General features: G+C 23.5%; 1 protein-coding gene. It reads right to left on the bottom strand.

Annotated features, from left to right (window positions below; all coding sequences use genetic code 11):
• On the bottom strand, positions 1 to 413 hold a 413-nt coding region (locus ACLWS4_RS37590; protein WP_416876517.1), incomplete at both ends, for a hypothetical protein.

Genomic DNA, 413 nt, shown 5'->3' with positions numbered 1-413 from the left:
GATTTTATCTATCAAAATGTTTTTTTTGCTGTCAAAAAAATCCGTTGTTTTTTTCCTTATTAAATAATGCAAAAGTCCATTATAAATAACTATTACATAGAAGGTATATAAACATGCGATTATAAACTCTTCATTTTCATTGTCATTTAGATAATGTAAATCAAAAGTTCCAACTCCCGTCTTTTGGGTTAAGATAATATACAAAGGCTTAAAAATATAAATAAAAGTAAACAATATATTAGGTATTAAAAACGGAGAAAATACATCTAAAGTTTTTACTCTATACACATGAAGAGCTATTGATAAAACTATTGTAGTAAAGGAAAGAAAAATTAATATATAGCTTAAGTATAGTTTACTATTAACTTTTTCGTTCAAAAATGGTATTACTAGTCCTATTAAAATAGGAAAAA

The sequence above is a fragment of the Kitasatospora sp. SC0581 genome, from assembly GCF_048159585.1.
GTDB lineage: Bacteria > Actinomycetota > Actinomycetes > Streptomycetales > Streptomycetaceae > Kitasatospora.
The sequence above is the reverse complement of the archived record's forward strand: the minus strand, read 5'-3'. Positions and strand labels throughout refer to the sequence as shown.